The following is a 26,845-nucleotide window of genomic DNA, read 5'->3' as shown; positions in this document are numbered from 1 at the left end:
CACAACGACGTGATGCAAGCCTTTGGCACGCCTGAGAAGCAGATTCTGATCGAGCCTGTGTTCGCTCAGTTCATCCAGGCCTCTCACGGCAAGGCTCTGTACGGCCTAGACGTGCTGCTGTCCAACCCGGATAGCTTGGCTTCAACGGCTTGGCCGAACAATGGCAACATTTGGTTGCCTGGTTGGCTGGATGCGATTAACAGTGGCAAGAACTCGCTGTTCCTGACCATTGGTCCTGGCGACTTCCTAGTTCACCATGCCATCGCTCTGGGTCTGCACACCACCACTCTGATTTTGGTCAAGGGTGCGTTGGATGCTCGCGGCTCCAAGCTGATGCCCGACAAAAAGGACTTCGGCTATAGCTTCCCCTGCGACGGTCCTGGCCGTGGCGGCACCTGCGACATCTCTGCTTGGGACTCCTTCTACCTAGCAGCGTTCTGGATGCTAAACACGATTGGCTGGGTCACTTTCTACTGGCACTGGAAGCACCTGACGGTGTGGCAAGGTAATGTGGCTCAGTTCAACGAGTCTTCAGTGACGATCATGGGCTGGCTGCGCGATTACCTGTGGCTGAATAGCTCACAGTTGATCAACGGCTACAACCCCTACGGCATGAATAACCTGGCAGTTTGGGCTTGGATGTTCCTCTTCGGGCACCTGGTTTGGGCCACCGGCTTCATGTTCCTGATCTCCTGGAGAGGCTACTGGCAAGAGCTGATCGAGACCCTAGTTTGGGCTCACGAGCGCACGCCTCTAGCGAACCTAGTTCGCTGGAAGGACAAGCCGGTTGCTATGTCCATCGTTCAAGGCCGCTTGATTGGTCTAGCTCACTTTACAGTTGGCTACATCTTTACCTACGCTGCCTTCGTCATTGCCTCAACTGCTGGTAAGTTCGGATGAGCTTGATCTGATAGTTTAGGCTTCTAAAAAGACCCCCCTGCTGAGAAGTAGGGGGGTCTTTGCCTGAGAGGTTCGTTAGACTGACAGCAACTTTAGAAGCATCAAGGTTTTACTTTGGGGGAACAATCGTGGATTACATGATGCTGGTTGAGATATAGGCTAATGGTGTTCAAAGCGTGCAAAATACCAGTTTTGACATAGCGACTAATACGTCTAACTTATTAAGCGGGCTGAAGCAGAGAACGATTGATACGGCTACCGATATTACGACCTACGCACACACAATTTCCTCAAAAACTGCGAATGGAGCTGTTGCTGCTTTCAATGGAACAGCACACAAAGCTGCAAGCACTGTGACCGAAGTTACTCACCAGGCTGCCATCAATATTGGTGAAACTGCAGTTAAGGCCAGAACAGCTTTAGAACCTGCCCTTCAAAATGCGGGAACTCCACTACAGAAGTTAGCTGAACCCACTCAGAACTTCATGGCTGCGTCCCTTCAATCGTGGGCAAAGTCTCATCCACATATCGGTTGGACTATGAGCCACTCAATTTGGACGATAGCAATTTTTTTAGGGTCAATTTTCTTGCTGTGGGGATTGAGCAAAGCACTAGCCAACTTGAGTGAGAGAATCTGGCTCTCTGTCCTAGGATTTCCCTTCAAGATAGGTCAGCATTTCTTCAGTTCTAGCCTCAGTAGAAGATCGCAAGCGAATATTTCAGAGCTGAAGGAGTTGAATCCCATATCACTTGATAAAGAGGCTAGAGAAAAGCTAGCAAGCATCCTGGTGCAGCTTGAAAAGACGAGGCAGGAGCAGGATCAGCTCCTTCAAGAATTAGCATCAACTTTAACGCGTTGAGGATATATCTGACTGTAGATTGTCAAGGCATTGACATTCAATCAATTGTTTAAGATCTAACTGGAGCCCAAAACTGCTTCAGGCAACTCATCTCAATGAAATCAATTCTTGAAGATTTGGTCTGAAGAACTTTTGCTCCCTTGGTTAGGGAAGTCCTGCCAAACAACTCCTTAAAAGTTCTCCAGCATCCATTCAGAGGCGCGTTCACCCAATTCTAGAGGAATGCCCACTGCTTTACCTAAACGAGGACGCTGCTTGGTTTCTTGGATGAAACGAGTGACCTGTTCCACAGCTCCCCAGGCAATCAAATAAGCGGCAACTTGATCTAAATGACTCAAATAATCTGCTTCATCAAGGGGGAACGAAACCTGCTCCTGATAACGCCACATCACTTGCATAAAAATCCGGCCCTGCGTGCGGCGAAACTGAATGTCGTAGGAGAAACCCCACTTGGTGAGAAGCAGTTGTCGCAGGTCTGATCCAGTCATGGCAAGTGTAAAAAGACCAGGTAGTTACTAGACTCAGGCGGTGAACTTAACATTTTGTATAAATTTGCATTCCCCGCTTCTGGATATGATGTGTTTGTCAAGAAATGTAATAGCGTCCTCATCCCCTTTATTCCCAGCGTAGGCTATGGCAGAAGCTTCTAGTTTTTCTCCTCCCAACTTACCGGACCCGAAGTCAGACGTTCCTACCATGGGACGCCGTCAGTTTATGAACGCTCTGACTGGTGGCGCAGTCGCCGTGACTGCACTCGGGGCTCTATATCCAGTAGTTAAGTATTTCATCCCTCCCTCTAGTGGTAGCGGTGGTGGTGGCGTTACAGCAAAGGACGCTCTGGGACAGGATGTTCTAGTTGATGCCTTTCTGGGTAGCCATGCTCCTGGTGACCGTGTGCTGACTCAGGGCCTGAAGGGTGACCCTACGTATCTGGTCGTCACTGAAGACAAAGAGATCGGCGACTACGGTCTCAATGCTGTCTGCACTCACCTAGGCTGCGTCGTACCGTGGAACGCCGCTGAGAACAAGTTTAAGTGCCCCTGCCACGGCTCCCAGTACAACAGTGCTGGTAAAGTTGTGCGCGGTCCTGCGCCTCTGTCTCTGGCTCTGGTCCATGCCGCTGTTGAAGATAACAAGGTGAGCTTTACCCCCTGGACCGAGCAAGACTTCCGTACGGGCGAAGATCCCTGGTGGGCATAGCCGAGCGGCTTCAGCATTCATACTTCCTTCCTAGCCGAAACTTGTGATGAAGAAATTGTTCGTAGCAGCCATTGCTGCTGTGCTCTTGATCAGTGGGGTAATTTCTCCGCAAGCTGCCCAGGCCTACCCCTTCTGGGCGCAACAGAACTACGAAACACCCCGCGAAGCCACGGGGCGGATTGTTTGCGCCAACTGCCACCTAGCGCAAAAACCAATCGAAGTAGAAATTCCTCAGTCAGTCTTGCCAAACACGGTATTTGAGGCTGTCGTCAAAATCCCTTACCCGGAAGGCAGTCAGCAGGTACAGAGCGACGGTAGCAAGGCTGGGCTGAACGTCGGTGCAGTCGTCATGCTGCCAGAGGGCTTCAAAATTGCACCAGAAGACCGGATTCCAGCCGAACTTAAGGAAAAGATCGAGGGACTTTACTATCAGCCCTACGCGGAAGATAAAGAGAACATCGTTCTTATCGGCCCCCTACCTGGCGACGAGTATCAGGAATTAGTTTTCCCGGTGCTCTCCCCTGACCCAGCTACAGATAAGAATGTCCACTTCTTGAAGTACGCCGTTCATGTGGGCGGCAACCGTGGCCGTGGGCAAATCTACCCAACTGGTGAGAAGAGCAATAACAACCTGTTCACTGCTCCAGTTGAAGGCACAATCAGCGCGATTACCCCCGTCTCTGAGGACGAAGGCGGCGGTTACCAGGTCACCATCGAGACAGCGGAAGGTAAGGAAGTTGTAGAAACGATTCCTGCTGGTCCAGAGCTGGTTGTCTCCCAGGGTGCTCAAGTTGCGAAGGATGCTCCTTTGACCGTCAATCCCAATGTGGGTGGCTTTGGTCAGGTGGATGCTGAAATCGTGCTCCAGAGTCCTGATCGCGTCAAGTGGCTGATTGCTTTCTTCGCTTCAGTCGCTGTATCCCAGCTCATGCTGGTCCTCAAGAAGAAGCAAGTTGAGAAAGTCCAAGCGGCTGAGATGAATTTCTAAGGCGCGTTCGAACTCAACTAAAGGTCAAGCTCCCAGGTCTTTAGGCTTTGGGAGCTTTGCTTTGACCCTTAACTAGCTTTGAGCTTGCGTAGCCAGATATTGCCGCAGACGCGCTAAGGATAGGGTCTGTCCCAGGTTAAGGGGCAATAGCGAGATGCCCTCTAGACGAGACTGCACCCAGCCCTCACCCCAACGCCACTCATGAAAGCCGTCAATGCCCTGCCAGAGGGTTAGCAGTAATCGTCCTGTCTGTGCAGCCTCGACCCGGTGCTGCACAGCAACAGGGCCCAGCCAGTCGGTAAACATGACGCCTGCTGTCAGGGTTTCAGGCAGATCGGGTGAGAATTGCTGCGGCCACAGCCACTGGGAAAAGGTAGCCGGTTTCAGTAAGCAGCGCGAGAGCGTCTCCTCAGAGGCGTTAATTTCAATGCGCAGGTGACTTTGTTGAAAGCGTCCAAGCATGGGGAGGCAAGTGATTCCGAGTCTTTTGAGTTTCTCTTCTATTGTGCAATCTGGACCAGCCAGTGCCGCTCAGCAGATGTCCTAGAGTGAAGAAGAAAGCTCAAAGCAATAACGGAGTATTCACAATGGATCGACCTAAATGGGTTGCCGTAGTTACAGGGGCTATTGCCCTAACCTTAGGCATCGGCTACCTATTGCTGGTTCAGTTCTTAGATTTTCGCGGCGAGTTTCTACCAGCCCCAGTCAGTAGCCTAGGGCTTCAGATGCTTACCAGTTATGGGAACGGAGGGATTTGAACCCTCACGGCCTTTTGAGCCAAAGCATTTTAAGTGCTTTGTGTCTACCATTCCACCACGCTCCCCCGCGATTTCCATCGCAGACGGCATCTTAGCATAAGTCAGGCCAGCACTCGTCAGACCTGAGAAGGCGAAAAGGTTCGTTAAGTATCGTATACTACCCTGAGGCTTAAACACGAGGAGCATTCTATGCAGGCAGGGAAGACCCTGACTGTCTCTAAGGAATTAATAGGGCCGCCAGGGACCTGGAATCCGACTCTGTTCATGTTCCTGATATCCCTGAGCCTGCTAGGCCTAGCAGTGGGGGGTTACGGTTGGTGGCTGTGGCCGCGTTGGTTGGTCTTCTTTACCAATCTGCTTGCTCTGCACCTGGCTGGGACAGTCATCCACGATGCCTGTCATAATTCGGCTCACCCAAACCGCATCGTCAATGCAGCTTTGGGGCACGGTGCCGCTTTGATGCTGGGGTTTGTGTTTCCGGTGTTTACCCGAGTGCACATCCAGCATCATGCCCATGTTAATGACCCAGACAACGACCCCGACTATTACGTCTCCCACGGGGGGCCTCTCTGGCTAATTGCACCGCGTTTTTTCTACCACGAGGTGTACTTTTTCCAGCGGCGTCTGTGGCGCAAGTTTGAGCTGCTGGAGTGGTTTCTCAGCCGTGCCATTTTGATTGGCACTGTTTACACCTGCATCCAGATCGGTTGGTGGCACTACTTCATCACCTACTGGGGCATCCCATTGATGATTGTGGGCTACGCTCTGGGCCTATTTTTTGACTATTTGCCCCACCGTCCCTTTGTTGAGCGTCACCGTTGGCGCAATGCTCGGGTTTACCCTAGTGCAGTTCTCAATGTTCTCATCCTGGGCCAGAACTACCATTTGATCCACCACCTCTGGCCATCTATCCCCTGGTATCTCTACCAGCGTGGCTACCACGAGGCTAAGCCGTTGCTTGAGGCTCACGGCTCTCCTCAGTGTTTGGGAATTTTGGAGAGCCGTAAGGCTCTCTGGAGCTTTGTCTATGACTTGTTCTTAGGCATTCATCTTCCCCATCGTTCTCAAGCTTCAGCTGATACAGCACCAGCGCTGAAGGTGGTTGACCCGACGGAGCCTAACGACACAGAGCAGCAGATCGCTGCCTAAGCTGGCTCAAGGGAGCTGGTTCACTTGGGGGGCTGCTTCTTATCCATTGTCCAAACGTTAGAGAACATCATCAGCATGCCGCCGAGCAGAATTGCTACGGCCAATCCACCTGCGGTTACACTTTGCCAATCAACGTTTTCCATGATGCTGTTCGCTTTGGGTCAGAACCTCTCTATTGTGCGTTCTAGAAGCAGAGTTGAGTTCCCTCAACAGCTTAGAGGCCAACTCAGGGCTAACCGATTAGGCCAGTAGATGCCTCTTTGCCGTAGAAGGAACGGGGGCTTGGTTTATTCTGAAAGATGATGAAATATTAAGGGAGCCTAGACACAATGCTCATCGCTGAAATTCCGACCATTTATCTGGGCGTGATGGGTCTTGGCTTCGTGGCAGCAGTTGGTATTGGCTCGATTGCCTGGTACAACTCTGAGCGTCCCTCGGGATGGGAGGACAAAGAGCGGCCTGATTTTATTCCTAAAGTGGATAAGGCTGGCAACGAGGTTGAAGATAAGTAAGAGGCTGAAGACTGGGGCCCTTACTCAACGGGTAAATTAGGCCCCACAAATCGATAATTACTGGCCCTGCTTCAAGCTGTATAAGGGGTCTAATTTTGCATAACCAGTAATTCTCTACAAGGCTTAGAGAATGGTTTGAACTTATTGAATTAGTTGTGCACTAATACTGAACTATAAGTTTGACTTCTTAGTAACTCGGAGTTATTCTGAGATAGCCTTACTCTTCTCTGGAACGAAGTAGAACTGTGGATCTTGCTAACTCTAATACTGCTAAAAATCTAGCAGATGCCTTTGCTGGCGAATCAATGGCTAACCGCAAGTATTTATTCTTTGCGGATGTGGCTCGTAAGTTAGGAATGGCTGACTTAGCAAAGCTGTTTCGAGATACAGCGAATCAAGAAACAGAACACGCTTTCGCCCATTTTCGTCTCCTTCATCCCGAACTAGCGGTTGATGATGTTTCTACCTTGGATGCAAGCCAGAAAAAAGCACTTGTAGCTCGCTGTTTGGAATTAGCGATCGAGGGAGAAACCTACGAGTACACTACGATGTACCCTGGTTTTGCTGAGCAGGCGCGTGATGATAGAGATAGCGGTGCAGCCGCTGAGTTTCAAGAACAGGAAGCGGAATCTCGCGAACATGCCGCAATGTTTCGAAAGGCGGCACATCGCTTTGGCCTATTAACTCATATTGAGAATCATCACGCTCAACAGTACACAGAAGCGTTGAAAGCTTTGGATGGTGTTGCCCCTAGTCCTAAAGTGGCTGGTACTGACCCAGCCACTCGTAAGTGGATCTGTCTCCAGTGCTCGATGATTTACGATCCTGTAACTGGAGATCCGGATTCTGGTATTGCTCCTGGAACTCCGTTTGAAGCTATTCCCAATGATTGGGTTTGTCCTGTTTGTCAGGCATCCAAACGGTCCTTTGTACCCTATGAGGAAGCAATTGCAGCTTGAATTAAAATTATCACTCAAGCTGCCTTGCCTTCTTAGATCTAAAATTATCAACTTGAGCTAGATCATAACCATCTGAGTAAATTCTCAGATGGTTCTTGAGTGAAAGCACCTAATGTAAACTAACAGGCTTATAATTTAACGCGGCCCCATTTCAATTGCAGAGTTAGCCAACCGGACCATGATTTCCTCATCTTGGCTTGGGTTGCGGCTATCGATCTCCAGATGCATCCGATAGAAAGCACCTTCATATTCCCAACCGATGCTAGGAGGTGAGCAAGAAGCCCCGCAGGTCAAAGGACTGAAGTAAGCAGTGATGCCTCGAACTAAGCTAACAGTTTTTTCAAATTCATCCGGGTAAACCTTGCCACCTCGTTTTGCGTTAAACGAGCCAATCGAGCAAACCGTCGCACCACTACAATCTGGCGTGTGGCCAACTACAATACTGTATTCGTCCGCTTCACCCATGCCATTGACATAAATAGTGTCATCTGGCAGAGTAACTGGCAGTTCACCCGGCAGCAGAATAGCGACTTGAGTTCGCGGTTTGATTTGCGGCAAAATAGGACGAAAGACCGAACTCGTCCCTTCAGGAGCACGAGTTGCAAGTTGGTCTGTTCGCATGGCAACTGAAACAAAAGGAATTTCAGAGCCTGGATAAAAACCAGTTGCTTGATACAAACCTTGTGCTCTTGGCTTCGCTTGCATTATTAAAGCTCCTATCCATCTTTTGCTCTGGCTTACAGATGGTTTTACATAAAATCTCAGTTGGTCTAAGTTTCTTCAAGAGTAAGCGTAGACTCATCTACCCGATGAGTGAGCTTATGCTAGTCAAAAGTTACACAGGTTCAGCCCTCATATAAGCTGCAATCTAGAGTTTCGCCAATAACTCATCGCGCCAAGGTTGCAAAGCTCGGTCCAACTCCGGTAGGTAGAAGGGTGAGGTCGGCAACAACTCATTTAAGTAATTTGTCATGATTACGTTATCGACTACCTGTAGAAAATCATCTGGGATTGGCCCATCGATATGTCGACTGAGCACACCAAAACCACTTCGCTCACGACGATACTGGCGAATCGGAGCCTTTTCTTTGACCCATTGATCAAAGCTTTGGGACGCAGCCAGTCCTTGCAGCAAAGGCGCTAAATCTTCTGGTCTAGGCGGTAGGCCAACAGCCCGGCTCCAAGCCTGTTGCAAAAAGCGCTCACGCTCCTGTGGGTTCAGCCAAGCCGCCAGCAAGGCTTCACCCGCTGTTTGGGGAGTTCGCACTTCTACCGTCTGTCCCTGAGCTAACGCAAGCACCTTCTGCATCAGTGGAGCAACACTCTGAACCGTTTGGCTGTGGACATCCCGCTCCCCTAACCACCAGTGAAGACCGAGTTGAACTTGATCCAGAAAAGTTTTTAACGATTCCGCTTGCGGCTGAGCCAGCCGAAGTTCTGCGCAAGCTTCGTCTAAGGCAGCGGTGACTGGAGCGTACAAGGGTTGGAGAAGAGGCGTTTGCCAAAGCGGGCTGGTGGCAAATACAGGGTCGCGCAGAACCTCTAGTGTTAGAGCCCGAACTGCCAAGTCTGTTCGTCGCTGCGCCAGCAAGCTCATTGCTAAGCCATAGAACACACCTCGCTTAGCGGGTACCAACTGAGCTGAGCGCTTAAAGTGCTGAGTGGCCCCCGCTGGATCACCTGTCGATAGTTTTAACCAAGCCAGGTTGCTATGACCAAACTCCAAATCAGGAGCCACTTGCACGGCTCGTTCAAACCAGCGTTTACCAGCCTCCGGCTGTCCTTGCTCAACCAGATTCCAGCCTAGTTGAGAGGGATAGTAGGGCTCCCAAGGAGCCAAGGCACTGGCCTGTTCCAAAGCTGGGACAAAGGCAGCTACCTGCCTACCGCTCAGAGCCGCAAAACCTTGAGAAGACAGTTGCCAAGCCCGATCGACTGGTACAAGCCACACAACACCCAGCAGAAGCGCGACGCTAACACCACCGGCTGCGGCTCGTCGCCACCGCCCAGCAACAGGCGGTCCTGGTAATAGTGAAATCAACAGCGCCAAGTTGAGCAGCAAGGGCACCGCTAGAGCCGGGTGATCTAGCTGGTAGTCCGTCAAGCTGAAGCCAACATAGGCCAATAAACCACCCAGCGCACTCCCAGCCAGAACCTTGTCTGTATTTTCTGTGAGCCGCCACAGCTGACCTACCGTTCGTAACACGAGCACTAGAGTGATCAAGGCGGCCACGCTGCCCAGAAGACCCAAATCTGCCCAGAGCTGCACTGGCGTGCTGTGCAGCTGATAGGCCATTTCGGCCTCTCGTCCAGCCCAGCTTGGTCTATAACGCTGGAATAGCAAGAGGACGGCCCCTGGCCCTGCACCAGTAAGTGGTTGCCTTAACCCCAGAGCGGCGCCCACTTGAGCCGTCAACAAACGGTAGGCTGTCTCTCCCTGGACCTGTCCCGTTAACAAGCCACCTAACAGAAGCTGCAGACGGTTATTTAAGGCGAGCAAGGCAGTTAGCAGAACTGCTATTGCTCCAACTCCCAACCAGCGCCGGCGCTGGGACAGGGGCAGCAGGGCAACACTCAACAGCAACAACAGAGCTAGCCCTAATAGCCCACCACGGGAACTCGTCGTGTAGAGCACCACCAAGCCCAAGACTAGGCCAGACCACCACAGCCAGCGCTGCTGACCCGATCGCAAGACGGCCAGCGCAGCCAGCAACGGCAGCGCCAGAATCAGGTAACCGGCGACATAGTTTTGGTGCCCCAACGGTGCCCAGTTGCGCAGGTCAACAACCCCAAAATCAAAGGGCAAATCGACGCCATAGGGACGTAGAGAAGCTAGACGGTTCAGTTCCGGTAGCAGGGTAGTGGCTCCCCACAGGCCTAGGCTAAGGACTAAAAAGGCCACATGCACATAGCCCTGAGCAATGCCAAGCTGTAGGCGACGTTGGGGAGTTTCTAACCAATTCACCAGGGTATAGAGACCAATCAGATAGCAGCAGGCGCTCAGCGTATAGAAACGGGCCTGCCCTGGGTAGATTGCCAGTGCCATTGACAGTAACAAGGCAACTGCCCACAGTCCTGCTGCCCAGTCCAAACCACTACCCAACCTGCGCCAGGGACGGTCTTGCAGCAGCATCCACAAGCCCCAACCCGCCAGGCAGAATAGCCCAACCTGAAATAGAAAAACCCAGGGCCAACTGGCCAGTTTGCTATGGCTATCGGGCACCAGGGTAAATAGCACCCCGATCAGAGCCGCTAACAGTCCCAGTAATTGCCCTTTCCAGGACAGAGGGGGGCTAGTAGGCTCCTTTGCCAAAGAGGACAATGCGCACCGTCTCCACTAAGATGTCCAGATCCAAATTGAGCGACCAATTATCGATATAGAACAGATCCAATCGCGCAACATCATTAAAGTCATCCAGGTCGGAGCGGCCTGAGACTTGCCACAAACCAGTGATACCCGGCAGAACTTGATGGCGAGTATGGTGCCAGCTCTCAAAGCGCTCCACATCGCGCACGGGGAGAGGACGGGGCCCTACGAGACTCATCTGCCCTAGCAGCACGTTGAACAGTTGAGGTAGCTCATCCAGGCTGGTACGACGCAGGAAGCGACCCAGCCGGGTAACACGTGGGTCATTTTTGATCTTGAACAGAACGCCATCGCCGCTCTCATTGCGGGCTTCCAGCTGAGCTTGCAGACTGGCAGCATTTGGCAGCATGGTACGGAACTTCCACATCTGAAAGCTTTGTCCTTTCAAGCCAACGCGCTCCTGACAAAAGAAGATTGAGCCTGGGCTGTCGAGCCGGATTGCAACAGCAACCACTAGAAACAGCGGCGCTAGTAGAATCACCGCTAGAAATGCGCAGAGTTGATCTAGAAGACGCTTGAGGCCATAGTCCAAACCACCCAGTACCGGCATTTCGACGCGTACGGTTGGCAACCCTGCAAAGACTTCTGCGGCTCCGCGTCGATGCAGCATCACCAGGCTAGTTGGCACCAATCGCAAACGAATACCGGCGTTACGCAACTGCCAATAGAGAACAGAAGCTAGCTCAACCTCCGGTAGCTGCTCGGCTAGGACTTCAGACGCTCCAGAGTTTAAGATTGCCTGGATGGTCTTGGCGGTATTGGCAGTGCTAGAAGGGGCTGCCCCAACCACACGACAATCTGTACGGCGATGCAGCAGACTGCTCAAAACGGACAACCGCTCTGGAGACACTAGCAGAAACACTGGCACACTGTTGGCAACTGCCGTCTGACCACTACGCAACTGCCAAATCTGAATCTGACGCAGCACCAAGCTCATTAATAGACGCAGCCCAACGACCAGAGCAATGCTGCTAAACCAGGCTGTGAAGAACAAAGAACGCGGCGCGTCCAGCTTGGGGTCATAGAAGTAAGAGACCACCAGCGAGAACAGGTAAACCGAGCTAATCACCTGTCCCTGTTTCACGTAATCGCGCCAGCCTACACCCGCTGTATAGAACCGCTGTAGGCCAAACAGGATTAGGGTTACAGCGGCGAAAATCCAGAACGGGCTGGGCAGACCAAACCAGTCCCACCAGACCAGTTCGGAGGGCGGGGGCATGAACGATTTGTTAAAGTGACCGGCTAGCTTCCAAGCCAGAGACAACCCGAAAATATCACTGAACATTAGGGCTGCTACTCGCAAGCCTTGCCCCGAGAGCTGCCAGGGAACAAACAAGTTGGCCCTACGGATATCAAGCCCCCTAGCCTGGATGCTAGGCTCTGACGCTGGAAACTGCCGGTTAGAAGGAAGCATGGTAGACGGACGGGAGCGGCATGGATTGTGTCCTCAGTGTTCCTCAAGCACAAGCTTTTGCACGCAGTCTCTCTAAGAGTTTCGTAAGAGTTTTGGTTCGGCTACTTAGCAGTACCGTGTTTTTCAGTGCAGTGCTTTTCAGTCAATCCTTTCAAGGTGTCAAGCAGGAACTCTAGAGCTGATCAGTAAGGCTCAGTATCTTCTAGAACTAAAAGCTACTGAGAGAGGCAAAGAGATGGGAGACTTCCCAGGCTGGGCACTATGACTGTACGCAGAAGATATTTTGCCAGGGAAATGAGTGAATTAGATCAGTCAGGTGCAGCTTAGATTGAGCTAAATGCACCGCGAACAAGCATGGGGTTGTTGGAGCAGAACGTAGAGCTTGGGGGTAAACCATGAGTATCGCGATTATCACGGGTTCGGCGGGTCTAGTTGGCTCGGAAGCCGTGCGTTTTTTTAGCCGTCTGGGCATGACGGTTGTTGGGATTGACAATAATATGCGCCAGTTTTTCTTTGGGGAAGAAGCCTCCAATGACTGGAACCGCAAGCGCTTAGAACAAGAAATCAGCACCTACACCCACTACGATACTGATATTCGAGACTACTCAAAGATTGCCGATATTTTTAAACACTTTGGCCCATCTATTTCACTGGTGATTCATGCAGCTGCGCAGCCTTCTCATGATTGGGCTGCTGGCGATCCATTCTCGGATTTTTCGGTCAATGCCAATGGCACACTCAACCTGCTTCAGGCTACACGAGAGTATTGCCCGGAAGTGCCATTTATTTTTACCTCAACCAACAAGGTGTATGGGGATAAGCCCAATGATTTACCTTTAATTGAGCTAGAAAAGCGCTGGGAGATTGAACCCTCTCATGTCTACGTCTCAGGTATTTCTGAGGACATGAGCATCGATCAGAGCAAGCACTCTCTGTTTGGGGCTTCTAAGGTGGCCGCGGACGTTTTAGTTCAGGAATATGGCCGTTACTTCGGCATGAAGACTGTTTCGTTTCGTGGCGGTTGCTTGACCGGTCCCAATCACTCAGGCACACAGCTACACGGTTTTTTAGCCTATGTGATGAGGTGCACCATGACTGGAACGCCATACACGATTTTTGGTTATAAGGGCAAGCAGGTTCGAGATAATATTCACTCTTCAGATTTGGTCAATGCTTTCTATGAGTTTTATAAGAATCCCGGTAGTGGCGAGGTTTATAACATCGGTGGTGGCAGAGAGAGCAACTGTTCAATGCTGGAAGCAATTGAACTCTGTCAGGAAATTGTAGGGCGCCCATTGCAATATTCGTATACGGAGACCAACCGCAGTGGCGACCATATTTGGTACGTCAGCGATCTGTCCAAGTTTCAGCTGCGCTACCCCGACTGGTCAATTCGATACAATATCCCCAAAATTCTGCACGAAATCTACGAGTGCAATCTCGAACGCTGGAGCCACTCATGATCAATCAGGGTAAGCATTCAATTCTAGGGGTCAATATTGCTGCTGTTGACTATGAGTTTGCAGTTGCAACCATTGTGGCGGCAGCTGAACGTCAACAGCCTTGTGCCGTTAGTGCCTTAGCCGTTCATGGGGTGATGACCGGGGTTTTAGATCCAGTTCAAGCGCGACGGTTAAACGGTCTAGATTGGGTAGTACCGGACGGTCAACCCGTGCGCTGGGCATTGGGTTGGCTCTACCGCCACTGGTTGCCAGACCGAGTGTACGGCCCGACTTTAACTTTGCGGGTTGCTCAGGCTTTTGCTGAACGAGGCTTGGGGGTCTATCTTTATGGGAGTCGACCCGAGGTTCTCGCTCGCTTTGCCCACAACTTGAAACAACGGTTTCCAGGTTTAGTCATTGCCGGAGCAGAAGCTTCAAAATTCCGCAGGCTGAGCGAAATTGAGCGTCTGGATTTGGCCGAGCGCATTAAAGCATCAGGAGCTCAAGCGGTGTTTGTCGGGCTAGGTTGCCCCCGACAAGAAGTTTGGGCTTACGAGTACCGAGAGCTGTTGAACATGCCGATTCTTGCGGTGGGAGCTGCGTTCGACTTTCACGCTGGAACTCTATCCCAAGCCCCCAAGGTTTTACAGGATTCAGGGTTGGAATGGCTGTACCGGTTGGTGCAAGAACCCAGGCGGCTATGGCGGCGTTACGTGATTCTGAACCCGCTGTATCTGTGGAATATTGCTCTACAGCTTTTCGGTTGGAAACGCTTTATTCCCCAAATGCCCAATGGCCAGGAAGGCATAGAGTCTATCGGCTGAGCCCAAGAATAGTGGAGGGATTATGTAGCTGAGACTTGACCCTCTTCGCCCTCTTGAAGCCGAATAATGTCGTCCTCACCCAGATATTCGCCGTTCTGAACTTCGATCATCACCAACGGAATCACCCCTGGATTCTCCAGACGGTGGGGGGTGCAATTCGGAACGTAGGTCGATTGGTTTTGGGTCACAATCGTGTCTTTGCCACCACAAACCACTCGGGCCGTACCGGAAACCACCACCCAATGTTCGCTGCGATGGTGGTGCATTTGTGGGCTGATCTGATGGCCGGGCTTAACTTCAATACGGTTGATTCGGTACAGCTTGCCATCTTCCAAAAGCGTCACAGTTCCCCAAGGCCGAATTTGGGTTGTCGTCGGCGATGGGATTGGGATAGACGCAGGTTTCTCGTCTCGATTACGACTCATGGCTAGCTCACTCAGTCCACTGCTTCAGTTGAGAAATTTAGAGCCTTTCGGTCCAGGCTAGCAGTTATGGGGTCGCCCTTGATCAAGGGGCTCTGCCCTCGGCAGTGAAAAATCAATAAGCCCAGCATCAGCCCTCAGCTTACAGAAGCATTCCTGCAATTGCTGCGGTCATGAAACAGGCCAGAGAGCCAGCGATCATCGCCCGAACACCCAAGCGAGCCAAATCAGCTTGACGCTCAGGAGCGATGCCACCTATGCCACCAATCTGAATACCAATAGAACCAATGTTGGAGAAGCCGCATAGCGCATAAGTGGAAATAATGGTGGCCCGTTCGGAGATGGTCGGACCCGTTCCAGCCTGTGCATTATTGATTAGGGTCTTGAGGTCTAGGTAGGCGATGAATTCGTTTAGGATCGTCTTCTTCCCCAATAAGATGCCTACTTGAGCACAGTCAGCCCAGGGAACTCCCATCAACCAGGCCACTGGAGCCAGCAAGTAGGAGAAAACAAGTTCTAGCGAAAGGTTGGGCAAACCGAATAGAGATCCCAGCCCGCCCAACAGAGCATTGACCAGAGCCAATAGGGCCAGGAAGGCAATGAGCATTGCCACAATATTTAGTACCAGTTTGAGACCATCTGAGGCTCCAGTAGCCGTAGCATCAATGACGTTGGCTGACGAGCGCTTCACATCAATACGGACAGTGCCCGAGGTCAGAGAGTCTTCGGTTTCGGGATAGAGCAGTTTGGAGATTGCCAAAGCGGCAGGCGCAGACATCACGGACGCAGCAATTAAATGCCCTGCTGGAACTCCAAATGAGATGTAAGCCGCCATCACCCCCCCGGCAATTGTGGCGAAACCGCCGGTCATGACAGCATGCAATTCCGATTGCGTCATCTGAGCAACATACGGCTTGATCAGCAATGGAGCTTCAGTTTGACCAATAAAGATATTGGCAGCACAAGATAGAGACTCTGCGCCGGAGGTCCCCATCGTTCGCATCATGACCCAGGCCACCCAACCCACAACCCGCTGCAAAATTCCGTAGTGGTAGAGCACACTGATCAGAGCGGAGAAGAAAATAATCGTGGGCAAGACTTTGAAAGCAAAATAGTTCCGCTCAAAGTCATCACCAAAAACAAATCGGGCTCCTGCATCGGAGAAGTTGAGCAGTTGACCGACCAGATCGCCTAGAAATTTGAAAACAGCAAAGCCTGCCGAAGTTCTAAGAATTAAAAGAGCAAAGACAATTTGTAGGGCAATTCCCCACAGCACCGTTCGCCAGCGCACGGCCTGTCGATTCACGGAGAAAGCATAGGCCCCTCCCACGAAGACAACTAATCCCAGCGCTGAAATCAAACGCTCCATGCCTGCTCCAAGTAAGACTTTGTTCCATACAGGGCTGGGACAGCTCTAGGTCGCAGTGATGGCAGCGATGGCAAAGATGGCTTAAATACCTGAAACCATCAAACTGTCAGTCTCGCTGTTAGCGCCCCCAAGAGCCTCCAACAGTACAACCCTACGCTTCGTTTGATTGCTCACTGTAAACTAATCACCCAAACCGAACTGGCGCCAGCGCGTCGGCGAAGTTGTTATTTTCATCCGTTTGTCTAGCATTGAATTTAGGAGTGAGTTGAGCAGCAAAGCCAAGTGCAAAAGTTGGGATTTAGAGTTGGTAGTTTGGTTAACCTAATTGTCTTGGTCTTGGCCTTAGCTGTCTGGCTCATAGGCTGCAGCAATGCTAATGCTCAGCGCTGGACCGTTGTTGATGTTCACGATGGCGATACCATCCGGATTGAGCGGGCGGGGACGACAGAAAAAGTTCGCTTCGCCTGCATTGATGCGCCAGAATTGGCACAACCCCTGGGCAAAGCTTCACGAGACCACTTGCGCATGCTGATTAACCAGGCTGATGGCCAGGTCCAGGTCAAAATTATGGACACCGATCGCTACGGGCGCAGGGTTGCAGAGGTTTTCACAAGGGGTCAGAAGTTTCTTCAAGCCGAACAGGCACAAGCAGGCATGGCTTATGTCTACGACCAATATTTGAAAAATTGCCCTGATGCCGCAACCGTACAACAAGCTCAAAAGATCGCTCAGCAACAAAAGCTGGGTGTCTGGCAACGCAACTACCAAAAGCCTTGGGAATACCGCAAGCGGCAACGGTCTTGACTGCTAGCTTGAGGCATTAGCTTGAGTCGCTACAGGGTCTGTTAAGCCGTGTGTAACCACTGCACAATGGCATCGGCCAAAGCTTGGGCAACTTGTGTCTGGGTTTGCGGTTCCACAATCCACTCAAACTCCTCTGGATTGATTAGAAACCCTAATTCCAGCAGTACGGCAGGACAAACACTTGGCCGAGTTAGCGCAAAATTCCCCCAGTACAAACCATGTGATTGACGGTTCAGGCGCTCCAACAATGAGCACAACAAAAACCGGGCCAACTCCAAGCTTTGAGGGTGATACCAAAAAGCACTCAAGCCCTGAGTATGCTCGGCATCGCCATCATCGGGCAGAGCGTTGTAATGCAAACTCAGGCACAGGCTTGGCAACTGAGATTCGATCAGTTGAGTGCGCTCCTGCAATGACAGAGATACATCCGCTTGGCGGGTCAGGCTGACTCGCAATCCGGCAGCCAGCAGCCGTTCCTGCACCTGTTGGGCAAGGCTGAGGGTGAGATCTTTTTCAGGTAAACCATTAAGGCCTCGCGCCCCTGATGCCTCGCCGCCATGACCCGGATCCAGCATAATCAGAGGGGTTTGGTCAGGCGGATGGCGCAGGCTGAGCACCAGAGAAGAGCCCTCATAGCGCAGGCAGTAGCCCCATTGTTGTGGGGACTTCAGACGCAGACAGCATTCCACCTGATTAGGCTGCTGCTGCCAGGTCAGACTTTGAACCCAGCCCTGTTCACTTAGGCGAATCAGGTCCGTTTGGACGACGGTGTTATGCAGCGTTAGCCAAAACCGATCTGCCTCCTGTCGCACGCTTATGGGCACTGGCACAGTGAGCGGCAAGATGACATCCGTCCAGCCAGAGCGCTCAGTACAAGCCACACTGCGAACCGAGGCAGGAGAGGGCAGGAGTTTCAAGCTCAGAGGTTGAGCGTGAGAGGCAGATAGCCAACCGCCGTAATCCAGTCGCAGCCAGCTGCCAGAACGCCCCGTCACCGTAGCCTGAGTTCTCTGAGGTAGAGGAGTCAGACGAGCGTAGTCTGTCCCCGGACCCGTTCGAGCATCGGCTTGCCAGGCGGTAACAGCAACAGCCGAGAGCTGGGCTGGGTCAAGAACCTCAATCGCAGCCTGACCTAGGTGCGTAATTTGCTGCTCCTGCCACTCCAACTGATACCGGGGCTGGCCTAACTGCTCCGGTTTGTGAAACCGAGTCCATCCCTGGTACAGACCGGGTTGAGACAGTTGCCTGGGCTGATTTTGGTTGGTCAGTAGCGATTGATTAGCAGGCAGTTGCGTGTGGTAATCTGTTTCCGCCAAAGTGACAATCTGCCCACCAATTAACACTCTGACCCGCGCCCCTGGAGTCCCAATCACGGAGAAGCAAATGACTTCATCGGGCAAGCAGGCTAAAGGCTCCACTGGAACCATTGATTCAGGCAGCAGGCTTGGAGCTTTGGCAGGTACAAGCGTGGCATCTAACCGCGTAATTTGAATAACCTGCTCAATGTCTTGCCAGCTCACTCGAAATACATTGAGGCCCACATCCAAAGCAAAGCTAGGGGCAAAGTGACCAGCCTTTGAACGGGACACAACTTGACCATTCACTCGAACCTCTCCGTTCGGTAAAGCCGTGCCTAGGATAAAGATGCGAGCACTTTGAGTTTGATAGTTTGCGGGAGGATAGACGATTTGCAAAGGTTGCCACCAATCGACCAGGATTCAGAATTTTTCTTATTCTGTATTCTAAAAGGGTCCTTCAGTAGCGGCCCTTAGAATCGGTACTCGCGGTTTTTCACCCACAGTCGCACCGGCACGGCATGGCCCTGTTTGTCCACCTTGATCTCAACGACCGGAGCCTGTTTGCTACCTAAGCGTAGAGCTTCATTCAACTCAAATCGCACTTCTTCTGGAATGTAATAAGTTTCCAGACCGTAAAGCACATTCCAGTGGTTACCTTGCCCTTTGAGCGCAACTTGATTAGCAGCCAAAGATTTGGGCTGTTCAGAGCGAATGGCAACCGGTTTCCAAGCTTGGGGCGGGGTTCGGGTTCCGGTCTGAGGCGGTGCTTCCAAAATGATGTAGAACGTTGTCTCCGGGCCCGGCACGCGTTCAGGGCTACCCCTGCTTGTCATAGCATTCGCAGTTTTAGGGATGTCTTGCCAACCGGGTAGGCGCTTTAACGTGTCTAAGTTGGAAATGTCATAGCTGAGGGTGACCGAATAGCCTTGCATCAAGCTATAAGGATCGACCGGCACAGTTTGCAGAATCACAGCTCTGCCAAGCAGTTGAGTATAAATTGCCTGGGCTGGAACGGCGGCCACTAGCACAATCTGAAACGCCAGAGGCAGCCACAGCCGCCAACCGGGCAAGGGTCTTCCAGTGGTTGCAGTCATCTAATTTACTCTCCCGTTAGCGAAACAGCCGCCTCAGCTTGAGTGCGCTGATAGCGTTCAAACCATAGACCTGCCACAATCACGCCAATGCCACAGAGCACAAAGACAAATGACTTCAGCAGCAAGGCAGTTTGGTACTCAAACAAACGGCTCAGAACTTGCAGTGCTAGCAGTAAAACACCGGACCAAAAAGTTAATCTCTGGGCTGAACTGAGACCCTGCCGAATCAAGCCGCCAGCCAACAGAAACAGAAGCACATTGAAGAAGAAAGCCCCAAATAGAACAATGGGATTGAGCGCGTAATGCCAGGTCAGCACGGCAGCCCCTAAGGCAATGAAGCTACCAATCACGGCGCTATTACTAATCGCCCCATGCCACCGAAGCGAACCTTGCTCTGCTTGCTGCGCTAGTTTGAGCCACTCAAAAATGGCAAGGCTGATAAACACAACGATGTCTATGAGTAGTGCCCAATTGTTCGGTTGCAAGGTTTCATCCCGAGCAATTTCAGCAGTTTGAGTAGGCCAGGCATAGTGAAAAGACAAACCGTAGAAGGCAAGGCCTAAAAAGAACAGGGCTAAACGACGAGCTAACGGACGAAACTGGATCGGTGCTGGCGACTGCTCAAGCCTAAGCCCCTGTCTAAGCCCAACTCTAAGCCCAAGCCGTTGCCAAAGGTGATCTTGGTATCCCCACAGGAGTGCAGGTGGCAATGCATAAGCGACAGCACTCACCGTTGCTCTGGCCAAGGGTTGGGGAGACATGAACAGATTCCGCTCTAGCGACAGAACCACCAGCAGTGCGGCCAAGCCAAACGCTGGGCGGGAACGGCACCAATAGGCGAACGGCACGAAGGCCAGTGCAGCAACAATTGGCAAGTGCGTCAGAATCAGCTCAAATGGCAGAGCAGCACCAAAGGATGACCACTGCCAGCTACCGCTCCAATAGCCCCAGGCCATTAAGAACAGCGATAGGATGCCTAAGGGCACAAAGCGTAAACCGTAGGCCATCGCCAGAGTGCCCAGGGACCACACGAAGAATAGTTTGTATGGCTCCCCGCTGATATGAAACATCTGCGCCATAAGTGCCAAATTGGCCCCTAAGCTCAAAGCCCCGAGCAACAACAAAGCCTGCCCTAAGCGCCGCCATTGATTTGAACGTTGCCACAGATAAAAGCCTGTTGCATTCACCCCCACAAGCACAGCCAAAAGCAGAACAACCTTGAAGATGCGGGGCCAAGCCTGCCAGTTTGCAGCGACGAAGGTGATAACCCCCAACCCTAACAGTAAGCCACCCAGCCCAACTAAAATTGTGACGAAGCGGTTACTGGCAGAGGTATCCAGGCTGTCTAATTGATAGCGCTCGCTCAGCCGTTGGTATTGCAATGTATCAATTAGCCCTTCGGCCTGCCATTGCTCAATCTCTCGCCGTAGTTGATAACGAAATTCATCTGAAGTCATAATGCTCCTTTCCCAAAGCGAAAGGATAGATAAAGCTTTTAGCTGGTGATCATGGAACTAATGTCTTCGAATTAAAGCACCGAAGCGCTACTTTAGTTGTCAGTTTTATAACTGTCACAGGTTGTCACTTTTCGCCGATCTTCCTTCCTGCAAGAGACATCAAGTGGTAACCTTATACTCTTCTTTCAAGGGTTGTTCTGCTAGTCGAATGACGATCACTGAGTTCTGGACCATTGTTTCTCGCCTCGGCATTGCTTTGGCTGTCGGCGCTTGTGTGGGTTGGGAGCGGCAATCTAGGCACAAACCAGCAGGTTTACGCACTCATATGCTGGTCAGCCTGGGAGCAGCCCTGTTCGTTCTGGCCGTCCTAGAGTTTTCACCTGGACCAGTGGTCAATGCCGATGGTCTAAGTTCAAGTGCCGATGACAATGCTCTATCTCGTGTCATTCAGGGCATTGTGACCGGTGTTGGCTTTCTAGGGGCAGGAGAAGTGATCCAACAACAGCGTTCAGACCGACCGAGCACAGAAGTCAAAGGGTTAACTTCCGCAGCAGCGATCTGGGTTTCAGCAGCACTTGGGGTAGCCGCAGGCTCAGGAGCCTGGGGAATCGCTCTGATCGGCGCCGTGTTGACCCTAGGAACTCTCAGCGGCGTGAAACAGCTAGAACGGTGGACGAAACTCCATAAAGACACTGATCCCTAACTACAGTTAGGCAGAGAAAGCTTAAGCCTCACCTTTCATTTCATCAATCTCAAACATGCTGACGACTACCCCAGCAATTGGGATCGCCAAAAATACGCCTAATAATCCTGCCACTCTAGCTCCCACCAGCAGCGCGAAAAAGATCACAACAGGATTAATATTTAAAGAGGTTCCCATTACACGTGGGTAGATAAAATTGTCCTGAATCTGTTGCAAAACAATGCAAAGTAGCAGGACCCGAAAGGCTAGCCAAGGATTTTGCAACAGCAAAATTAGAAAAACTAAAAATACACCCAAAGTTGCCCCAATGCCAGGAATCAGGTCAAAAACAGCCACAATCACGGCTAGGATTAGGGCAAAGGGCACTTGCATGATTAGAAAAGCGACCATCGTGCAAGTTGTCAGAAACAGGCACAGAATTAGCTGTCCCTGAAAGAAACCTAGAAATTTAAGTTGCACCGTTCGATTGAACCGATTGCGTAGGGTCGGTGGCAGCGCTTTGAGGACAAGTGTCCAGAGCCGGTGACCATCAAGCAACATATAAAAGGTGACAACAGCAATTAGAATAAAATCAACCAAGTTTGCAAGAATAACCTGCAAAAAAGTCAAGCCAAAGCCAATGCCCGCTAAGACTTGATTTCTAATCTGTTCTTCAATAACCCTTAGGTTGACGGGAATCCTACGCACCCGCAAAACTCCCTCCAATCGCTCCACTTGAGGGGTTAAAGAGTTGACAAAGCTACTCACACTATCAATCAACTGCTGACCTTGAGATAAAACTTCTAGTCCCAAGGTCACAGTTAAACCAGTGATCAGAATCAGACTTGTGAAGAACACCAGAGCAACAGCCAGACCGCGAGGCATTAGCTGCTTGAGCCACCGAACTGGATAGTTCAACAGAAACGCAGTGATGGATGCGACCGTGAAAATCACAATCACATGGTTGAAATAAACCAAGATCTGGAGCAGGGCCCAGCTACAGGCAAACAAGAGGAGAAAACGAACCAAATCTCGATTACTGACCTGCTGCCAAGGTTTAATGATTGGTCGTTCACCCACTGTCGTTTGCTCCTCTCCCCTATAGATTGGTTGGCCACGAGCCTGTGAACCAGCTCACTGATCTTGCATGACAGGAGGCGGTGGTGGGGTCAGTTTCTCCTTCTTAAACTGAGTTTGATACCAATTCATTAAAGGTGTCGCACTAGTACCATGCACAATCACGGAGAACACGATCGTGGTGAAGGTAATCCAGGCAATCTGCTCCCCCTGTTCCCCCTGCAAACCCTTCCCTAGAGCATAAAACAGATAGTAAAGCGAACCGACACCTCGGATACCAAACCAGCCAAATAGTGAACGTTTCACCGGATGGAAACGGTAGCCCAAGGTGCTCACCCAAGCCCCAATCGGTCGAATGACTAAGATTAATAACCCTGCAACGAGCAGAGCCTGCGGACCGAAGCGCAGCATCGGCTCAACTCGCAACAGAGAGCCCAACAACAAGATGGTAGCGATCTCCATCAATTTCTCAATGCGCTCAGTAAATTCCAGCTGCGAAAGCTGCTTATCAGGGTCATGGTAGGCTCGTTGAATCGTCATGCCGGCAACGAACACTGCCAGAAAGCCATAGCCATTGACGACTTCAGTGAGCGAGTAGGTGACTAAAATGGCGCTGAGCGCCACGAAATCTTCCATTAGATTATCAACGGGCCGGAGCTCTTGCAGTTTTTTGTCGATCCAAACAATCCCCCGAGCCACCAAAATTCCCATCACAAGGCCGGCAGCAATAGCCCAAAGTAAATCAATTAAGACCCACTGTCTAAACCAATTTTGCCAATTGCTGTCTTCAAGCCAGTGCAAACCGAAGTAGACAAAGGGAAAAGCCAAGGCATCGTTTAAGCCCCCTTCCGAAGTCAGACCAAAACGCACTTCATCCCGATCTTCGGGATCGTACATCTGAACTTCTGATGCTAGTACAGGATCAGTTGGCGCTAAGATCGCCCCCAGTAGTATAGCTACCCCCCACTCCAGCTTCAGCAGCCAGTGACCGACAGCGGCCACTGAGAAGATACAAATTGGCATCAAAAAGCCAATTAGTCTCGCCGTAGAATTCCAAGCCCAAAGCTGTAGAGGCCGGTTCATCTTCAGGCCACAGCTAAACAGAGAAACGATGACAACAAACTCTGTTAATCGTTCAAGAATTTGAGCGCTGGGTCGTAAATCAATTAGCCCAACACCATAAGGACTTAGGGTGATTCCGATCACCAAATAAATCATCGCATAAGATAAAGGTAATCGTGCAATCCAACCCGATCCTAGGGTGACCGACAACAGCAACAAGCCAATCACTAGTAAATTCAGAATGTAGTCATCCACCGGATCAGTCCAATTTCAAAACGGGCTGACTCCAGAGCTTATTGCAGCTTCTCTTGTAGTTCAACCGCCCTTTGATAGATTTGTTGGCAAGTTTTACCTGTTTTAACGCATATTTACTTGCAATAAATGTGCAGTCTTCTCAATTGAAATGGCAGTTTCTAATCACTACTATTTTCATCATTTATGCATTGGTGATTACGATTTAATCGAACTGATTTCTTACAATTGCCTATCAAACTGGCAAGCCATTCTAAAGTTTCTTCTCAAGATTCTGGCAGTTCCTCCGGCTTCCATGACAAATTTTGAAGCAGACCACCAATAGACGCTGCAAACAGGAACAATAGTTTCGGTAATGATAGGTCTAGGAGTAGCTCGTGACCGAGCCGCTTAACCCAACTCTCAACCATAATCTCCCCAGCAATTCTCAGAATCAACGCCAGAATCAGCAGCCAATCAGAGTTGATTACCTGGGCTGTCTGGGCTGGAGTAGCCTCAGTTTTTTGAGCCTGATGGCGATTTGTATCCTGGCCAGTCACCTCTCCGTGCTGACCAGCATCTACCAAACCATTTACGGCTGCCTACCCTAAACCTTGGCTGAAACCTTAGCTAGGGAAATGCCAAGACAGGCTCGCTCAAACCGGTCTCAAGCTGGCTCTGGACGCTTATTCCTAGCCTATTTCTCGCCCTCACAGTAGGCTCGTAGCAACTGAATGCAGTTGCTGATTGCGCCTAAATGCGCGATTTCATAACCATGGGTGTTTTCAGTAGGAAAACCAAGGCAGGCGCTGCGAGCGACATGGCCGCTTTTCATCGCGATTGAACCATCGCTACCAAAGCCACTGAGCACAGCCAACTGCAAGGGAACTCCCTGCTGCTGAGCGGCTTCCCGCAGGCGTTGGTTGAGCTGCTCATCGTACACACCGTAGCCATCCTGAGACAGCAACACCGGAGCCTCACCCGCCTGAACCGGATACTCGGGTGCGATGGGGCAAACTTCCAAGGCAATCAATTCGTCAATTTTCTGGCGTTGGGTGAAGTGCAGGACACCAATGGCTCCGACTTCTTCCTTAGCTGAAGCCACGAGATAAACATCATAGCGAGGGGATTGAATTTGTTCGGCCAACGCCAGCAGAATGGCAACCGCAGCCTTGTTGTCCAGAGTGTAGCTGGCGATGTAAGCCCCCCCGAGCCGAAAGGGGCGCTTACGATGGTTGCCTACCACCACGCGACTGCCCGGACGCACGCCTGCTTCTTCTAGCTCAGCCGCGCTGAGCTTGGTTTCCACCCAAGTGTCTTCCCATTTCAGCGGCACGTTCTCCTGAAACACCTTCTGCGGCGACTCATGGGAAATGTGGCGCGATCCAAACGATAGGACCCCCTGGAGCAAGCGCTGATCACCCAAGATATCGACTACGCCTTCGCCATAGACCCAGGGGAAGGTACCGCCGAGACGACGGATCTGCAAGCGACCATTAGCCTCAATCGCCTTAACGATCATGCCGATTTCATCTTTGTGACCGGTGATCGCCAGAGTTCGTTCGTGACTCTGACCAGGTAAAAAGGCGATGACATTGCCCGCATCGTCCTGCCAGGTTTCGACGCCCAGAGCCTTAAACCGCTCTAGCAAAACCCCATCAATCTCGGATTCTACGCCACTGGGAGAGTGCAGTAGAACCAGTTCTTCAATGGTTGTGAACAGGTGGTCCAAGGTCATAGAGATTTAGTTACGGCGCCTCGTTTGGCGTTGATTGGGGCTGCGCTTGGGCATCTTGTTGTTCTTGCTGCTCTTGTTGCTCCTGTTGTTCTTGCTGCCGCAAAGCCTGAAGTGCATCCTGAGCCGATAGGCCATCGCCCTCGGTGCCAAAGAACCAGAGCACCGCTACTGCCTCAGCCCGCGTTACTGGGCGTTTGGGCTGAAATAGCGTTGTGTAACCAAATGCCCGTCGTACATTGGCAAGATCGCCTGCCTGATTGTCGGCAAGCAAAGCTCGCAACGCTCTGGGCGAGATGCGCTCAGTATCTTGGAAACCCCAGGTCTTTTGCACCGACTCAACCGTGGCACTCGGTAAGACCTGGCGCGTGTCCAAGGGCACCTTCCAAAGCACCAGGTCCTCCCGAGTGAGCGGAGCGCTTTGGCGGAACTGGACGGTCGTGCTGTCACCCGAGAGAGAGCTGGGAATCAGACCCGCTTCAGCCAGGCCTTGAATGGCACCAAAGTCCGGATCGCTGCTGGGCACATCTGTGAAGGCAGGGGTTGACCCTGGACGGCCCAAGCGGATTTGCCGTCCGGGCCGTTCAGCATAGAGACGGTTGTTTGCAGCAACCAGCCAGCGCGCATACTCGCGCCGAGTAATCGTTTTGTTGGGACTAAACTGGTCTGATTGACTGCCTTTTTGGCCAGTGAGCACCCCCAAAGTACCCAGGTCTGTGATGTACGAGCGCAACTCCTCGGGTGCCTGACCTAGGTCGCTGAACTGCTGCGGTCCTGATGCAGTCTCTGATGTAGTCTGTGCGGAAGGCGTTCTCGACGCTTCCGGTGACGGGACAGGACCGATAAAGCCAGGATCGCCAGGTTGAGGCGCAGCTCCGCTGGCTAGGGGACTTGAGGCAGGTGAAGGTTGAGTGATCGGCGCAGGAGAGTCGGGCGATGCCACCAGTGGCCCAGGCTCCTCCAAAGGCGGCGAACTAGAAGGCGAAGGTGATTGCAGCAGAGGATCCGCAGCAGTGGCAGTCTGGAGCGCTTGGCCAGCACCTGTGCCCTGACAACTGGTGGCTGCGAGGGCAAGGCTAAGAAGCAAACAAGCTCGGAAGAGGCGGAGGTCGCACACAGGGCAATTAAGGTAGTTAGGCTGCTACCGTTGGCATCTAGCTCCACGCTAACGCAAAGGTTCCGAGATGGAGCAGCCCAAGAGCTAGCGGCGCAAAAAGTGCTTTTTAGCGCTCCGAACCACA

28 protein-coding genes and 1 tRNA gene are annotated in these 26,845 nt (G+C 51.6%); 13 read left to right on the top strand and 16 right to left on the bottom strand.

The window, feature by feature from the left end:
- Together H6F94_RS11880 and H6F94_RS11875 are read left to right on the top strand one after the other, a co-directional pair.
- A partial coding sequence (locus tag H6F94_RS11880) for a photosystem I psaA/psaB family protein (RefSeq protein ID WP_524537849.1) occupies window positions 1-900 on the top strand: 900 nt, incomplete at its 5' end.
- Window positions 901-1,076: 176 nt separating this feature from the next.
- On the top strand, window positions 1,077-1,760 hold the full coding sequence (locus H6F94_RS11875; RefSeq protein ID WP_190802464.1) for a hypothetical protein: 684 nt from the start codon (window positions 1,077-1,079) through the stop codon (window positions 1,758-1,760).
- Between the two features lie 170 nt (window positions 1,761-1,930).
- Here the strand turns inward: H6F94_RS11875 and H6F94_RS11870 are convergent, their stop codons facing one another.
- Window positions 1,931-2,248: a DUF3067 family protein gene (locus H6F94_RS11870; protein WP_190802413.1), complete on the bottom strand. Its 318-nt coding sequence runs from the start codon at window positions 2,246-2,248 to the stop codon at window positions 1,931-1,933.
- A 145-nt stretch (window positions 2,249-2,393) separates the two neighbouring features.
- Here H6F94_RS11870 and petC point away from each other — a divergent pair, with 145 nt between their 5' ends.
- Complete coding sequence (petC, locus tag H6F94_RS11865) at window positions 2,394-2,960, top strand: cytochrome b6-f complex iron-sulfur subunit (RefSeq protein ID WP_190802412.1); 567 nt, start codon at window positions 2,394-2,396, stop codon at window positions 2,958-2,960.
- A 46-nt stretch (window positions 2,961-3,006) separates the two neighbouring features.
- Window positions 3,007-3,948, top strand: a complete 942-nt coding sequence (gene petA / locus H6F94_RS11860) for a cytochrome f (protein ID WP_190802411.1) — start codon at window positions 3,007-3,009, stop codon at window positions 3,946-3,948.
- Between the two features lie 72 nt (window positions 3,949-4,020).
- Here petA and H6F94_RS11855 read toward each other — a convergent pair whose 3' ends face one another.
- Window positions 4,021-4,410: a hypothetical protein gene (locus H6F94_RS11855; protein ID WP_190802410.1), complete on the bottom strand. Its 390-nt coding sequence runs from the start codon at window positions 4,408-4,410 to the stop codon at window positions 4,021-4,023.
- A gap of 125 nt (window positions 4,411-4,535) precedes the next feature.
- Between H6F94_RS11855 and H6F94_RS11850 the strand changes: the two genes are divergently transcribed.
- Entirely contained in the window at window positions 4,536-4,706 is a 171-nt protein-coding gene (locus tag H6F94_RS11850; protein ID WP_190802409.1) for a hypothetical protein, read from the top strand.
- Here H6F94_RS11850 and H6F94_RS11845 read toward each other — a convergent pair.
- Window positions 4,688-4,771: transfer RNA gene (locus tag H6F94_RS11845), tRNA-Leu, on the bottom strand. The two genes, H6F94_RS11850 and H6F94_RS11845, sit on opposite strands and share 19 nt — an antisense overlap.
- A 124-nt stretch (window positions 4,772-4,895) precedes the next feature.
- On the opposite strand from H6F94_RS11845, the gene crtR reads away from it, so the two are divergent.
- Window positions 4,896-5,855, top strand: a complete 960-nt coding sequence (gene crtR / locus H6F94_RS11840; RefSeq protein WP_190802408.1) for a beta-carotene hydroxylase — start codon at window positions 4,896-4,898, stop codon at window positions 5,853-5,855.
- Between the two features lie 20 nt (window positions 5,856-5,875).
- Here the strand turns inward: crtR and H6F94_RS32940 are convergent, their stop codons facing one another.
- Window positions 5,876-5,998: a hypothetical protein gene (locus H6F94_RS32940; protein ID WP_277878047.1), complete on the bottom strand. Its 123-nt coding sequence runs from the start codon at window positions 5,996-5,998 to the stop codon at window positions 5,876-5,878.
- A gap of 186 nt (window positions 5,999-6,184) precedes the next feature.
- Between H6F94_RS32940 and psb35 the strand changes: the two genes are divergently transcribed.
- Complete coding sequence (gene psb35 / locus H6F94_RS11835) at window positions 6,185-6,367, top strand: photosystem II assembly protein Psb35 (RefSeq protein WP_190802407.1); 183 nt, start codon at window positions 6,185-6,187, stop codon at window positions 6,365-6,367.
- Between the two features lie 245 nt (window positions 6,368-6,612).
- Window positions 6,613-7,326: a rubrerythrin family protein gene (locus tag H6F94_RS33240; protein WP_190802406.1), complete on the top strand. Its 714-nt coding sequence runs from the start codon at window positions 6,613-6,615 to the stop codon at window positions 7,324-7,326.
- Window positions 7,327-7,461: 135 nt separating this feature from the next.
- On the opposite strand, the gene H6F94_RS11825 is transcribed toward H6F94_RS33240, so the two are convergent.
- The 3 genes from H6F94_RS11825 to H6F94_RS11815 form a co-directional block, all read right to left on the bottom strand.
- Window positions 7,462-8,031 (bottom strand): hypothetical protein, encoded by a 570-nt coding sequence (locus H6F94_RS11825; RefSeq protein ID WP_190802405.1) that lies wholly within the window; start codon window positions 8,029-8,031, stop codon window positions 7,462-7,464.
- Window positions 8,032-8,194: 163 nt separating this feature from the next.
- Entirely contained in the window at window positions 8,195-10,639 is a 2,445-nt protein-coding gene (locus H6F94_RS11820) for an O-antigen ligase family protein (RefSeq protein ID WP_190802404.1), read from the bottom strand.
- Window positions 10,620-12,107 (bottom strand): sugar transferase, encoded by a 1,488-nt coding sequence (locus H6F94_RS11815; protein ID WP_190802403.1) that lies wholly within the window; start codon window positions 12,105-12,107, stop codon window positions 10,620-10,622. The genes H6F94_RS11820 and H6F94_RS11815 overlap by 20 nt, the downstream gene beginning before the upstream one ends.
- Before the next feature lie 395 nt (window positions 12,108-12,502).
- On the opposite strand from H6F94_RS11815, the gene H6F94_RS11810 reads away from it, so the two are divergent.
- Window positions 12,503-13,570: an NAD-dependent epimerase/dehydratase family protein gene (locus H6F94_RS11810; RefSeq protein ID WP_190802402.1), complete on the top strand. Its 1,068-nt coding sequence runs from the start codon at window positions 12,503-12,505 to the stop codon at window positions 13,568-13,570.
- Window positions 13,567-14,373 carry a WecB/TagA/CpsF family glycosyltransferase gene (locus tag H6F94_RS11805; RefSeq protein WP_190802401.1) on the top strand — a complete coding sequence of 269 codons (807 nt, stop codon included), beginning with the start codon at window positions 13,567-13,569 and terminating at the stop codon, window positions 14,371-14,373. The genes H6F94_RS11810 and H6F94_RS11805 overlap by 4 nt, the downstream gene beginning before the upstream one ends.
- Window positions 14,374-14,393: 20 nt before the next feature.
- Here the strand turns inward: H6F94_RS11805 and H6F94_RS11800 are convergent, their stop codons facing one another.
- The gene (locus H6F94_RS11800; RefSeq protein ID WP_190802400.1) at window positions 14,394-14,798 is read right to left on the bottom strand and encodes a phosphomannose isomerase type II C-terminal cupin domain; all 405 of its coding nucleotides are present in this window, start codon (window positions 14,796-14,798) and stop codon (window positions 14,394-14,396) included.
- Between the two features lie 139 nt (window positions 14,799-14,937).
- Window positions 14,938-16,164, bottom strand: a complete 1,227-nt coding sequence (locus H6F94_RS11795; protein ID WP_190802399.1) for a NupC/NupG family nucleoside CNT transporter — start codon at window positions 16,162-16,164, stop codon at window positions 14,938-14,940.
- Window positions 16,165-16,476: 312 nt separating this feature from the next.
- Here H6F94_RS11795 and H6F94_RS11790 point away from each other — a divergent pair, with 312 nt between their 5' ends.
- A complete protein-coding gene (locus H6F94_RS11790) occupies window positions 16,477-16,968 on the top strand; it encodes a thermonuclease family protein (RefSeq protein WP_242041109.1) in 492 nt (163 codons plus the stop codon).
- Between the two features lie 41 nt (window positions 16,969-17,009).
- Here the strand turns inward: H6F94_RS11790 and H6F94_RS11785 are convergent, their stop codons facing one another.
- From H6F94_RS11785 to H6F94_RS11775, 3 genes are all read right to left on the bottom strand, one after another.
- A complete protein-coding gene (locus tag H6F94_RS11785) occupies window positions 17,010-18,662 on the bottom strand; it encodes an N-acetylmuramoyl-L-alanine amidase (protein WP_190802398.1) in 1,653 nt (550 codons plus the stop codon).
- A gap of 74 nt (window positions 18,663-18,736) precedes the next feature.
- Window positions 18,737-19,360, bottom strand: a complete 624-nt coding sequence (locus H6F94_RS11780; protein WP_190802397.1) for a GDYXXLXY domain-containing protein — start codon at window positions 19,358-19,360, stop codon at window positions 18,737-18,739.
- Between the two features lie 5 nt (window positions 19,361-19,365).
- Window positions 19,366-20,817: a DUF2157 domain-containing protein gene (locus H6F94_RS11775; RefSeq protein ID WP_190802396.1), complete on the bottom strand. Its 1,452-nt coding sequence runs from the start codon at window positions 20,815-20,817 to the stop codon at window positions 19,366-19,368.
- 208 nt (window positions 20,818-21,025) lie between these two features.
- Between H6F94_RS11775 and H6F94_RS11770 the strand changes: the two genes are divergently transcribed.
- Window positions 21,026-21,520, top strand: a complete 495-nt coding sequence (locus H6F94_RS11770; RefSeq protein ID WP_190802395.1) for an MgtC/SapB family protein — start codon at window positions 21,026-21,028, stop codon at window positions 21,518-21,520.
- A 21-nt stretch (window positions 21,521-21,541) separates the two neighbouring features.
- Here the strand turns inward: H6F94_RS11770 and H6F94_RS11765 are convergent, their stop codons facing one another.
- Both H6F94_RS11765 and H6F94_RS11760 read right to left on the bottom strand, forming a co-directional pair.
- On the bottom strand, window positions 21,542-22,579 hold the full coding sequence (locus H6F94_RS11765; protein WP_190802394.1) for an AI-2E family transporter: 1,038 nt from the start codon (window positions 22,577-22,579) through the stop codon (window positions 21,542-21,544).
- Window positions 22,580-22,633: 54 nt separating this feature from the next.
- Window positions 22,634-23,893 (bottom strand): cation:proton antiporter, encoded by a 1,260-nt coding sequence (locus tag H6F94_RS11760; RefSeq protein WP_190802393.1) that lies wholly within the window; start codon window positions 23,891-23,893, stop codon window positions 22,634-22,636.
- Window positions 23,894-24,267: 374 nt separating this feature from the next.
- Between H6F94_RS11760 and H6F94_RS11755 the strand changes: the two genes are divergently transcribed.
- Window positions 24,268-24,480, top strand: a complete 213-nt coding sequence (locus tag H6F94_RS11755) for a hypothetical protein (protein WP_190802392.1) — start codon at window positions 24,268-24,270, stop codon at window positions 24,478-24,480.
- Window positions 24,481-24,566: 86 nt separating this feature from the next.
- Here the strand turns inward: H6F94_RS11755 and H6F94_RS11750 are convergent, their stop codons facing one another.
- Together H6F94_RS11750 and H6F94_RS33235 are read right to left on the bottom strand one after the other, a co-directional pair.
- Window positions 24,567-25,607 carry a M42 family metallopeptidase gene (locus H6F94_RS11750; RefSeq protein WP_190802391.1) on the bottom strand — a complete coding sequence of 347 codons (1,041 nt, stop codon included), beginning with the start codon at window positions 25,605-25,607 and terminating at the stop codon, window positions 24,567-24,569.
- Between the two features lie 10 nt (window positions 25,608-25,617).
- On the bottom strand, window positions 25,618-26,721 hold the full coding sequence (locus H6F94_RS33235) for an S-layer homology domain-containing protein (protein ID WP_190802390.1): 1,104 nt from the start codon (window positions 26,719-26,721) through the stop codon (window positions 25,618-25,620).
- Window positions 26,722-26,845: the final 124 nt, after the last annotated feature.

Source organism: Leptolyngbya sp. FACHB-261, assembly GCF_014696065.1.
In the GTDB taxonomy this organism is placed as follows: domain Bacteria; phylum Cyanobacteriota; class Cyanobacteriia; order FACHB-261; family FACHB-261; genus FACHB-261.
This window is presented reverse-complemented; position numbering and strand designations above follow the sequence as displayed.

What these genes read in the sequence shown, in the direction of transcription:
- H6F94_RS11870 (WP_190802413.1), bottom strand. Translation starts at nt 2,248, where the DNA reads ATGACTGGATCAGACCTGCGACAACTGCTTCTCACCAAGTGGGGTTTC.
- petC (WP_190802412.1), top strand. Translation starts at nt 2,394, where the DNA reads ATGGCAGAAGCTTCTAGTTTTTCTCCTCCCAACTTACCGGACCCGAAG.
- petA (WP_190802411.1), top strand. Translation starts at nt 3,007, where the DNA reads ATGAAGAAATTGTTCGTAGCAGCCATTGCTGCTGTGCTCTTGATCAGT.
- H6F94_RS11855 (WP_190802410.1), bottom strand. Translation starts at nt 4,410, where the DNA reads ATGCTTGGACGCTTTCAACAAAGTCACCTGCGCATTGAAATTAACGCC.
- H6F94_RS11850 (WP_190802409.1), top strand. Translation starts at nt 4,536, where the DNA reads ATGGATCGACCTAAATGGGTTGCCGTAGTTACAGGGGCTATTGCCCTA.
- crtR (WP_190802408.1), top strand. Translation starts at nt 4,896, where the DNA reads ATGCAGGCAGGGAAGACCCTGACTGTCTCTAAGGAATTAATAGGGCCG.
- H6F94_RS32940 (WP_277878047.1), bottom strand. Translation starts at nt 5,998, where the DNA reads ATGGAAAACGTTGATTGGCAAAGTGTAACCGCAGGTGGATTGGCCGTA.
- psb35 (WP_190802407.1), top strand. Translation starts at nt 6,185, where the DNA reads ATGCTCATCGCTGAAATTCCGACCATTTATCTGGGCGTGATGGGTCTT.
- H6F94_RS11825 (WP_190802405.1), bottom strand. Translation starts at nt 8,031, where the DNA reads ATGCAAGCGAAGCCAAGAGCACAAGGTTTGTATCAAGCAACTGGTTTT.
- H6F94_RS11815 (WP_190802403.1), bottom strand. Translation starts at nt 12,107, where the DNA reads ATGCTTCCTTCTAACCGGCAGTTTCCAGCGTCAGAGCCTAGCATCCAG.
- H6F94_RS11810 (WP_190802402.1), top strand. Translation starts at nt 12,503, where the DNA reads ATGAGTATCGCGATTATCACGGGTTCGGCGGGTCTAGTTGGCTCGGAA.
- H6F94_RS11805 (WP_190802401.1), top strand. Translation starts at nt 13,567, where the DNA reads ATGATCAATCAGGGTAAGCATTCAATTCTAGGGGTCAATATTGCTGCT.
- H6F94_RS11800 (WP_190802400.1), bottom strand. Translation starts at nt 14,798, where the DNA reads ATGAGTCGTAATCGAGACGAGAAACCTGCGTCTATCCCAATCCCATCG.
- H6F94_RS11795 (WP_190802399.1), bottom strand. Translation starts at nt 16,164, where the DNA reads ATGGAGCGTTTGATTTCAGCGCTGGGATTAGTTGTCTTCGTGGGAGGG.
- H6F94_RS11780 (WP_190802397.1), bottom strand. Translation starts at nt 19,360, where the DNA reads ATGACTGCAACCACTGGAAGACCCTTGCCCGGTTGGCGGCTGTGGCTG.
- H6F94_RS11775 (WP_190802396.1), bottom strand. Translation starts at nt 20,817, where the DNA reads ATGACTTCAGATGAATTTCGTTATCAACTACGGCGAGAGATTGAGCAA.
- H6F94_RS11770 (WP_190802395.1), top strand. Translation starts at nt 21,026, where the DNA reads ATGACGATCACTGAGTTCTGGACCATTGTTTCTCGCCTCGGCATTGCT.
- H6F94_RS11750 (WP_190802391.1), bottom strand. Translation starts at nt 25,607, where the DNA reads ATGACCTTGGACCACCTGTTCACAACCATTGAAGAACTGGTTCTACTG.